Source organism: Bradyrhizobium sp. Mp27 (assembly GCF_029953005.1).
Taxonomy (GTDB): domain Bacteria; phylum Pseudomonadota; class Alphaproteobacteria; order Rhizobiales; family Xanthobacteraceae; genus Bradyrhizobium; species Bradyrhizobium barranii.
In genome coordinates, this window is the sequence record NZ_JASAUS010000047.1 from 50,978 (window position 1) to 60,691 (window position 9,714).

10 protein-coding genes are annotated in these 9,714 nt (G+C 65.3%); 3 read left to right on the forward strand and 7 right to left on the reverse strand.

Features of this window, described 5'->3' with window-relative positions:
- Window positions 1–8: 8 nt before the first annotated feature.
- The 4 genes from QJT78_RS23500 to QJT78_RS23515 all read right to left on the reverse strand — a co-directional run bounded on the left by QJT78_RS23500 (window position 9) and on the right by QJT78_RS23515 (window position 3,730).
- Complete coding sequence (locus QJT78_RS23500; protein ID WP_028150408.1) at window positions 9–1,478, reverse strand: YncE family protein; 1,470 nt, start codon at window positions 1,476–1,478, stop codon at window positions 9–11.
- 9 nt (window positions 1,479–1,487) lie between these two features.
- Window positions 1,488–2,024 carry a DUF305 domain-containing protein gene (locus tag QJT78_RS23505; protein WP_049807449.1) on the reverse strand — a complete coding sequence of 179 codons (537 nt, stop codon included), beginning with the start codon at window positions 2,022–2,024 and terminating at the stop codon, window positions 1,488–1,490.
- Window positions 2,025–2,126: 102 nt separating this feature from the next.
- On the reverse strand, window positions 2,127–2,912 hold the full coding sequence (locus QJT78_RS23510; protein WP_014493076.1) for an ABC transporter permease: 786 nt from the start codon (window positions 2,910–2,912) through the stop codon (window positions 2,127–2,129).
- Window positions 2,912–3,730, reverse strand: coding sequence for an ABC transporter ATP-binding protein (locus QJT78_RS23515; protein ID WP_014493075.1), 819 nt, complete (start codon window positions 3,728–3,730; stop codon window positions 2,912–2,914). Before QJT78_RS23515 ends, QJT78_RS23510 begins: the two co-directional genes overlap by 1 nt.
- Before the next feature lie 121 nt (window positions 3,731–3,851).
- Here QJT78_RS23515 and QJT78_RS23520 point away from each other — a divergent pair, with 121 nt between their 5' ends.
- Both QJT78_RS23520 and QJT78_RS23525 read left to right on the forward strand, forming a co-directional pair.
- Window positions 3,852–4,634: an ABC transporter ATP-binding protein gene (locus QJT78_RS23520; protein WP_028150410.1), complete on the forward strand. Its 783-nt coding sequence runs from the start codon at window positions 3,852–3,854 to the stop codon at window positions 4,632–4,634.
- Complete coding sequence (locus QJT78_RS23525; protein WP_028150411.1) at window positions 4,631–6,190, forward strand: glycine betaine ABC transporter substrate-binding protein; 1,560 nt, start codon at window positions 4,631–4,633, stop codon at window positions 6,188–6,190. Before QJT78_RS23520 ends, QJT78_RS23525 begins: the two co-directional genes overlap by 4 nt.
- Window positions 6,191–6,216: 26 nt before the next feature.
- Here the strand turns inward: QJT78_RS23525 and QJT78_RS23530 are convergent, their stop codons facing one another.
- The 3 genes from QJT78_RS23530 to QJT78_RS23540 all read right to left on the reverse strand — a co-directional run bounded on the left by QJT78_RS23530 (window position 6,217) and on the right by QJT78_RS23540 (window position 9,315).
- Complete coding sequence (locus QJT78_RS23530; RefSeq protein ID WP_028150412.1) at window positions 6,217–6,594, reverse strand: rhodanese-like domain-containing protein; 378 nt, start codon at window positions 6,592–6,594, stop codon at window positions 6,217–6,219.
- 137 nt (window positions 6,595–6,731) lie between these two features.
- Window positions 6,732–8,447, reverse strand: a complete 1,716-nt coding sequence (locus QJT78_RS23535; protein ID WP_028150413.1) for a sulfatase-like hydrolase/transferase — start codon at window positions 8,445–8,447, stop codon at window positions 6,732–6,734.
- A gap of 214 nt (window positions 8,448–8,661) precedes the next feature.
- On the reverse strand, window positions 8,662–9,315 hold the full coding sequence (locus tag QJT78_RS23540; RefSeq protein ID WP_038942284.1) for a TetR/AcrR family transcriptional regulator: 654 nt from the start codon (window positions 9,313–9,315) through the stop codon (window positions 8,662–8,664).
- 106 nt (window positions 9,316–9,421) lie between these two features.
- Between QJT78_RS23540 and QJT78_RS23545 the strand changes: the two genes are divergently transcribed.
- Window positions 9,422–9,646, forward strand: a complete 225-nt coding sequence (locus QJT78_RS23545; RefSeq protein ID WP_281460329.1) for a hypothetical protein — start codon at window positions 9,422–9,424, stop codon at window positions 9,644–9,646.
- Window positions 9,647–9,714 lie beyond the last annotated feature (68 nt).

The window sequence follows — 9,714 nt, forward strand, 5'->3', positions numbered from 1 at the left end:
ACGGCCCGTCATCGCGCCTCGATCTGGACCGCCTCACCGGGCATGGCCGCGTCGCCGGCCGCAATCACCAGGTACCGCCTTGCTTCAGCGGCAGACTGGTCGACGATCTGCCGGATCGGACCGGCCACATTGACGATGGCAGATCCAGCCGGATTGGTCATGAACGCCGCCAACGGCTGCAACGGGCCACTGCCGTCGCCATGCTCCGCCAGGGCAAGCACATATTTCTGCTTGGGCTGAAGTCCCGTCACCGAAGCCTGCAAGATCTGAATCAGGCCCTGATCGAACAGCGACACGCTGGTCGGCGCCGTGCCGTCCTTCGCACCGTCCTTCGACGCAAGCGTGAGATGAGCGACCTGGCCGGCGACGCCGAGCGCCTGCAAATTCTGGCGGTCATCAGGGTTAGGCGCAGCATTTGGAACATACGCGATTGCCTGCGGCGCCTGGCCGATCGGAACGTTCCCGACCACTTTATTGGTCGCCGTGTCGATGGCCGCGAGCGCGTCGGCGTTCTCCAGCCCCACATAGATGCGTGTGCCGTCGCCGGACGGCCAGACGCCGTGCGGCAGATTGCCGACCGGGATCGTCGCGACTTGCGAGAAATCGTCGGTGCGGAACACCTTTACTTCGTTCAGGCCACCGATGGTGACATAGGCGAACGTGCCCTTGGCGGTGTGCGCGAAATTGACGTGGTTGGTGATCGGCCCGGTATCGATGGTCTTGATCGCGTTGAAAGGTGGCCTGGCGTTGAATACCTGTGTCCGGCCAGTGTCCTTTAGCGTGAACCATACCTGGTCCCCATCCGGCGATGCCGCGATGTTCGGACAGAACGGGCTCTCCTGCTTCACCGTGGCGATGATCTTGTGCTCGGCCACCGCGACGACGTCGGTCTCGGGATTGAACGACGAGCAGATGTAGCCGTATTTGCCGTCGGGTGAGAAAATCTGCATGCCCGGCCCGTTCGGGGTCGTGATGCGGGTCTTCTCCTTGAAGCTGATCGGATCGATGACGGAGATGTAGTTCTCGCCGCGAACGGTGACCCACACTTCCTTGCCGTCCGGCGTGAAGAACGCCTCGTGCGGCGATCGTCCGACGTAAGTGATATGCTTGACCGCATTGGTCGCGGTGTCGATGAAGCTCACCGAATTCGAGCCGATCGACACCACGGCGAGCGTCTTGTGATCGGGCGAGAAGCCCATGCCATGAACGAGCACCTGGCCCTTGTAGAGCGGGCTGAAATTGCCGGGCTGTGGGTCGCCCAGCCGGATCACGCCAAGCAGCTTGTTGTCGACGGGATCGGTGACCGAGACCGTATTCGAGAACTGCTCCGCGGCGTAGACGCGGTCGTGGTGGCTCACCGGAATATCGGGAGCGGACAGCGCGCCCGGCGCCTGCCCTGCCCACGCGACCGAACCGGTCGCAAGCATCGTGGCCGCCAGGAAAATGCTCTTCATCATAGTGCTTCGTGACGTGGTCATCTGCGACTCCTACTTCTTCATTCCCGTGGACATATCCATCTGCATGTCCGGATGATGATGAACGGTTGTGTTGGGAGCTGAGGGCGGTTGGGTCGGGGCGGGCGTGGTGTCTGTCGCCGGCTCGCCGATCGCGAGCTTCATGGCCGCGATCTCCTGCATCTGGTCGACGATGATTTCCTGGGCGATGCGCCGCAGCTGCTCGTTCTTGCCGTAACGCAACTCGATCACCGCCATGTCGATCGCGCCCTGATGATGCGGGCTCATCATTGCGACGAAGTCGCGATCGATGTCGCCGGTCGGCTTGGCCGCCATGTCGTTCATCATCTTGGTCATCGCCGCTTCGTTTTCTTCCAAAAACGCACGCTCCTCCGTGCTCACCGCGGCCGGCGGGGCGGCCGGATGGGATTCATGCGCGAACACGAGCGGCGGGAGTGCAAACGCGAGCAGAATTGGCGCGGCAAGGAACGCCGTGCCGAGGCCGGGCCTGAGCCATCGGCATCTGCCTGCGAACACCGCTACGGCGCGGCGGAACTGTGAGGGGGGCATCCTGAACTCCCATGCAGGTGGTTGCATGCGGGTATGACGTATGGCCGCGCGTTCTATTCCGGGCGGTCAATCACATAAACGTCAGCAGGCAAGCGAGGCGGACTACCCCCGCCCGTCCACGGTCGGCCGCCAGACCAGCAGCCTGCGCTCAACCAGCGTCACCCCGAAATCGATCAGGATGACGAAGGCCGACAACACGAACATGCCGGCGAACACGCCGGCGACGTCGAAGATGCCTTCGGCCTGCTGGATCAGATAGCCGAGCCCCGCCGCCGATCCCAGATATTCGCCGACGACCGCGCCGACCACGGCGAAGCCGACCGAGGTGTGCAGCGAGGAGAACATCCACGACAGCGCCGACGGCCAATAGACGTGCTGCATCAGCTGCCGCTCGCTCATGCCGAGCATGCGGCCATTGTCGAGCACGGTGCGGCTGACTTCCTTGACGCCCTGATAGACGTTGAAGAACACGATGAAGAACACCAGCGTCACGCCGAGCGCGACCTTGGACCAGATACCAAGGCCCAGCCACAGCGCGAAGATCGGCGCAAGCACGACGCGGGGCAGCGCGTTGACCATCTTGACGTAGGGGTCGAACACTGCGGCAACCAGGGGCTGGCGCGCGAACCAGAAGCCGACCAGCACGCCGCCGAGCGATCCGATCACGAACGCCAGAATCGATTCCGTCAACGTAATGCCGAGATGCTTCCAGATCACGCCGGACGAGAACCATTTGACGATCTGGCTGAACACGTCGACCGGGTTGGAGAAGAAGAACGGCGGCAACAGGATTTTTCCGAACACCGGCACGGTCGCAAAGAGCTGCCACAGTACGAGGCAGACGACGGCGACCAGGACCTGCAGCGCAAGCAGCGTCACGCGCGACATCAGATCGCCTCCGCCGCTTGGGTCGATTGCGCGTAACCCTTCATCACTTCGTCCTTGAGCACGCTCCAGATCTCGCGGTGGAGCGCATGGAACTCCTTGTCCAGCCGCACCTCGAAAATATCGCGCGGGCGCGGCAAGCTCACGCGCCAGTCGCCGATGATGCGCGAGGACGGCCCCGCCGACATGATCACGACGCGATCGGCAAGCGCGATCGCCTCTTCGAGATCATGGGTCACGAACAGCACGGCCTTGCGGTCGGCATTCCAGAGGTCGAGCAGCAGATTGCCCATGACCTGGCGGGTCTGCGCATCGAGCGGCCCGAACGGCTCGTCCATCAGGAGTATCTTCGGGTCGCGGATCAGCACCTGCGCCAGCGCCACGCGCTTGCGCTGGCCGCCGGAGAGCATGTGCGGATAGCGGTTGGCGAAAGCCCCGAGGCCGACGGAAGTCAGCCATTTTTGCGCGCGTTGCAGCGCCTCGGCGCGGGGCGTGCCCGCGATCTCGAGCCCGATCGCGACATTGTCGAGCGCGGTCTTCCAGGGGAACAACGCATCGGCCTGGAACAGGTAGCCGGCGTCCCGGTTCAGCCCCGCGAGCGGCCGGTCGAATATCTTGATGCTGCCGGCGGCGGGCTTGAGCAGGCCGGCCGCGACGTTGAGCAGGGTCGATTTCCCGCAGCCGGTCGGCCCGACGATGGCGACGAACTCGCCCTGCGCCACCGAAAGATGCGCCTTCTCCACCGCCGTATAGACCCGGTCGTCCCCCAGCCGGAACGCGACCTTGGCGTCTTCCAGCGCCACTGCCGTGGGCGTCGTCATGTGTTCCCTCCGAACTTGGCCCGATGCCTTAGCCGCTCGCGCGGCCAAGTTCAATCGACCGGCCAAGCGTGCTACGCATGGGCTCTTGCCGCCCCGTGCCCCTCCCTTGAGCCCACCCGCGATGCCTTCCCAGCCAGCGATCAGCTACCAGCACGTCTCCAGGAGCTTCGGTCCTACGAAGGCCGTGGACGACGTATCGCTCGACATCGCTGAGGGGGAATTTCTGGCCATCGTCGGCGGCTCCGGCTCCGGCAAGACCACGCTGCTGCGGCTCGCCAACCGGCTGATCGAGGCCGATGCCGGCACGATCACGGTCGAGGGCGAGGATGTGCAGACCGTCGATCCGGTCGCGCTGCGGCGCCGGATCGGCTACGTCTTCCAGAGCGGCGGGCTGTTTCCGCATCTGAGCGTCGCCGACAATATCGGGATCACGCCAAGGCTGCTGGGCGCACCGCCAGCGGACATCACCGCGCGGGTCGACGAGTTGCTCGAGCTCGTGCAACTCGACCGTCGCGCGCATCGCGACCGTCTTCCCGAGGCGCTTTCCGGCGGCCAGCGCCAGCGCGTCGGCGTGGCGCGGGCGCTGGCGGCAAAACCCCGCATCGTGCTGATGGACGAGCCGTTCGGCGCGCTCGATCCCCTCACCCGCGATGCGCTCGGCGAGGATTTTCGCGAACTGCATCGCAAGCTCGGCCTGACCACGGTCATGATCACCCATGACATGACGGAGGCGATCCTCCTCGCCGACCGTATCGCGGTGATGCGCAGCGGACAGCTGCTGGCGCAGGGCACGCCCGCGGAACTCTCGAACAGCGGCGACGCCTATGTGCTGGAGCTGCTGCGCACGCCGCGGCGCCAGGTCGAGCGGCTGAACGCACTACTGCCACAGAGCGGTGCGGCATGAGCCTGTTCGCCGATCCGCGCTGGGGCGAGGCGCTGTCGCATCTGCCCGACTATCTCGGCAACCATGTTCGGGTCAGCCTCGCCGCGCTCGCGCTCGGCCTCGCCGTCAGCCTGCCGCTGGCGATCCTGACACGCAACCGCCCGGCGCCGCGCGCCGTCCTGCTCGCGCTCGCAAGCATCGTGCAGACGGTGCCCGGCCTGGCACTGCTCGCGCTGTTCTATCCGCTGCTATTGCTGGCCGCGTCCGTGACACTCGCCTGGTTCGGAATCTCCTTCTCCGCTTTCGGCTTCCTGCCGGCGATGCTCGCGCTCGCGCTCTATTCGATGCTGCCAGTGCTGCGCAACGGCATCACGGGCCTCAACGGCATCGATCCCGCGCTGATCGAAGCCGCCAAAGGCGTCGGCATGACCGCGCGGCAGTCGCTCATCATGGTCGAGCTGCCGCTGGCGCTGCCGGTGATGATGGCCGGCATCCGCACCGCGGCGGTGTGGGTGATCGGCACGGCGACCCTGTCAACGCCGATCGGGCAGACCAGCCTCGGCAATTACATTTTTGCCGGGCTTCAGACCCAGAACTGGGTGTTCGTGCTGTTCGGCTGTTTTGCCTCGGCCCTGCTCGCGCTCGCCGTCGATCAGCTGCTCGGCCTGATCGAGAGCGGCTTGCGCCACCGCAGCCGCCTGCCTGCTGCGCTCGGCGTCATCGGCATCGCGGCGCTGGTCCTCGCAACGCTGGTGCCGACGATGGGACGCTCGTCGCAGAGCTATGTCGTCGGGGCCAAGACATTCGCCGAGCAATACGTGCTGTCGGCCCTGCTGAGGGACCGTCTCCAGGCCGCCGGTCTCCCCGCGACCGCGCGGTCGGGTCTCGGCTCCAGCGTGATCTTCGAGGCGCTCAAGGCCGGCGACATCGATCTCTATGTCGATTATTCCGGCACGCTGTGGGCCAACCAGCTGCACCGCGCGGACATCAAGCCGCGCGCGGAGTTGTTGGCCGAGCTCAAGACAACGCTCGCGAAGGACAACATCACCCTGCTCGGCGAGCTCGGCTTCGAGAACGCCTATGCGCTGGTGATGCCGAAGAAGCGCGCCGAAGCGCTAGGCATCCGCACCATCCCCGATCTCGCCGCGCACGCACCGACGCTGTCCATCGCCGGCGACTACGAGTTCTTCTCGCGCCCCGAATGGGCAGCGCTGCAAAAATCCTATGGCCTCTCATTCCGCGCCCAGCGCCAGATGCAGCCGGATTTCATGTATGCGGCCGTCGCCAGCGGCGAGGTCGACGTGATCGCCGGCTACACCAGCGACGGACTGATCGCGAAGTACGATCTCGTCGTGCTCGACGATCCCAGGCACGCGATCCCGCCCTACGACGCGATCCTGCTGCTGGCGCCGAAGCGCGCCGGGGACGGGACATTGCAGTCGGCCCTCAAGCCGCTGCTCGGCAAGATCGACATCGCCACGATGCGCGAGGCAAACCTGCGCGCCAGCGGTAATGACGCGAATTCATCGCCCGATGTGGTGGCGAAGTGGCTGTGGGCGAAGGTGGGCCGGCGCTAGGGCTCCTTCCCTGCGCCGCCGCCCTGCTACGCCTTCTCGGTCGCCCCTCCGGCATCGACCCAGTCCTTGAAGCCGCCGACGTTGTAGACCTGGCCGTAGCCCATGTCCTGCAGCAGCTTGCCGGCGAGCGCGGAGCGACCGCCGGAGGCGCAATAGAGGATCACGGTCTTGTCCTTGGCGAGGGACTTGTCGTGATAGGGCGAGTCCGGGTCGGCCCGAAACTCCAGCATGCCGCGGGAGATATTCAGCGCGCCCGGGATCTTGCCGCTCTTCTCGATCTCAGGCGCATCGCGCACGTCGAGCACGAGCGCGCCCTTCCCGATCATCTCCTTCGCCAGAGCCGGCGTGATCTTCGGCACGGCCGCGTTGGCGGCCTCGAGCATCTGTTTCACGGAAACTGCCAATGACTTCTCCTTTGGGTTCGCGGTTGATCGAGCGCCCCATTAGTCGGCATCGTGCTTTGTCGCGTCCCTCGTTCGGAGGAGGACGCCGGGCCAAAATATCGCCGGAGGCGGTGGCGAATGAATGGCCGCGATGGAAACTACAGCCCCCGGATCATCCCGGCATTGATCAGCAGCCGGTTGAGCCGCCGCGCCTCGGCGCCGTCCTTGCAACCGTAGAAGATGCCTTTGCAGCGGAGCATGATCTGCTTCTGCTCGGCAAAAGAGGGATCGAGCGGAATGCCAGCGGCTTCCTGAATCACCAGCGGGAGATAGGGGCCGTCGACCGTGTCCATCACGGCCTCGCTCTTCACCGGCTCGAAATTGATGGCGTCGATCGCGTAGTAGGTCGCGTAGAGACGCGGATCGTAAGCGTCGAGCTTCTTGCCGAGCGCGCCCTCGTCGAGCCCGGGCTCGAGGAGGTTCGGCGCAAACTCGGGCTGATGATCGCCGTAGCGCACGATCAGGAAAGGCTCGCCGGGAAAATTCTTCTTCAGCCCCGCGACAAACGCCCTGTACTGCTCGGCGCTCATCGCCTGCCGGCGCAGATATTCGTCGATGGACGCCACATTATTGCCCGGCACGCGCCAGTTCGGCAGCAGATCGGGGCGGAAGCGCGTCTCCCAGGGGAAATGATTGGCGCCGAGATAGATGAAAGTGAACAGCGGCTTGTTCGGCGGCTGCTGGCCCATCAGCTGGAGCGCCTTGTCGTAGAAGAAGGAGTCTGGCTCGACGTCCTTGGCGCCGAGATCCTTCGAGTCGAGGAAGCGTTCGACCCCGGTCGTCACCTGAAAGCTGCGCGCGCCCATGAAGCCGCCATAGGCGGGATAGAGCGATAGCGTGTCATAGCCGCAGCGGCGCAGCGCCAGCGGCAGGCCGCGCTCGACGCGGTTTGAGGCGATGCGCGTCACGAAATAGGCGAAGCGGCCGAACGAGCGCGAGGAGAGGCCAGCGAGCACGTTGTACTCGGTGAACCAGCTCGGCCCGCCATTGCTCTCGGCCAGGAACGTGCGCTGCTTGCCGTCCCAGGACTTGAAATGATCGCCATAGCGCGGCGGCACCTTGATGCCCTGGGCGGCGCGTATGTCGAAGCTCGATTCATCATGGACCATGATGATGTTCGGCCGGCGGCCCGCGGGGTGGCAGGCATCCACCAGCGGCATGTTGAGCCGCTCGTTGGTCGAGGCGGCCGACTCCATGAAGCCGTATTGCGCGAAGTCGGAAACCGCGCTGACGCCGGAGCGGAAGAATTTCGAGAGATAGCCGTCGTCGTAATAGCCGCGCCAGGCCTCGTCCGGATGATAGAGCGAATAGCCGACCAGTGCGGCAAGACAGGCGAGCGTGGACGCGAACGCCGGCAGGCGGCGGATGCGAAACGGATCGAGCCACCACAGCGCATACATCAGCGGCAGCGTGACGAGGCCGGCCCCGATCACCGACCAGCGCAGGTTCGGGAAGATCGTGAACAGGAACGCCACGGTGTCGCGGTCGATCATCATCAGGTCGATGAAGTTGACCGTCATCTGCACGACGTCGTGCTTGAGCCGCGACAGCAGCACCAGCACGACGACCATGGTCAGCGACAGCGCGCCCGACAGTGCCGGCCGCCGCAAGAGCGTGATCCAGAAGAAATTGAGGATGCCCCAGGCGAGCACGAACGAAAGCCGCGAACCGAAATCGGTCTCGGTCTCGTACATCAGCGCGAGGGCTGCCAGATGCGGCGCGGCAACCGCAAGCAGGCGCCAGATGCCGAGCGCGGCAACGCTCGCCAGCACGGCGGTGGTGGCAGAAGGACCTGGATTCGGCGCGGACGCCATTACGGCACGCAACAGCTGGTCCGGCGCAATGATACCTAGCCGTCTGGCCGGCCTAACGACGGCAAGGGCATCCGGCGCAGCCGGAAGCCTGCACCGTGTCATAAAACTGTAACGGAACAGTCAAGGACAGGCAACGCGCGCGGCGATCCGACCTTCGCCTATTATCGGTGGGCGGCGATGAGCCGCACAGCGAGGGGCGGAGCCGCTAGTCAGGCTAGGGCTTGGCGATGCCCGCGATGAAGAGGTCGATCACGCCTTCCGCCATCCGCTCGGTCTCGCCCTCCTCCACCCCCCAGCGCGGAAAGTGGCCGTCGAGATTCATCCGGGCAAAGCCGTAGACCAGGGCGCGGCCGGCGATCTGGATGCGCTTGAGGTCGCCCGACCGCAGCAGGCCCTGCTCCGCCGCGTCTGCCAGCATCCGTTCGGTCAGCGCGATCAACTCCGCATTGTCGCGGGTCAGCTCCGCGGAGCTACCATGGGCGAAGTAGCGCCCAGTGGAGATGATCTCGAAATGCGCGGGGTTGCGCATCGCCCAGCGCAGGTAGGCGAGCCCGAAGGCGCGGAAGCGGCCGAGCGGGTCGGTGGCTGGCGCCTGGTCCAGCGCCACCTCGATCTCGGCACGAAAGCGCCGCTGCGCCTCCCCGGCCACCGCCGCCATCAGCGCGTCGCGGTTGGGGAAGTGCCGGAACGGCGCCCCCGGCGAAACCGCGGCCCGGCGTGCGGCCTCGCGCACCGAGACCTCGGCACCCTCCGCCGCCAGTTGCAACGCAGCATCGATCAGCACGCGGCGGAGGTCGCCGTGATGATAGGGCCGGGCTTCCGGCGCTTGGCGGCGGGTGCGCGGCTTGGACGGCTGTCGGGCGGGCATGGCGCTTCCTAGCATCACCCGAACGTGAATGTAAGCACCGATTACACCGTTGACGATTTCGCCAACCTGAAATGTAATCGATGATTACATAAGGGAGGAGATCGCCATGTCACAACGTCAAAACTGGTTCGAGGGCTGGCGGCTGCTCGCTGTTCTCTCCCTGAGCCTGATCGCGCTCAGCCTGTGGATCGCGTCGATGCGGCAGTTCGAGGTCGAGGGCGTGCGGATGGTGATCCGTTTCACGGCGCGAAGCTCGCTGCTGCTGTTCTGCCTTGCCTTCAGTGCTGCGGCCCCGTGGGTCGGTCAAAATCCCCCGGGTATGGTCACTTGAAACTCCCCCACCTGATGATCGCCGTCAGCGCCGCTGAACAGCAGTAGCCGGTCAGGCAGGACGTTTAT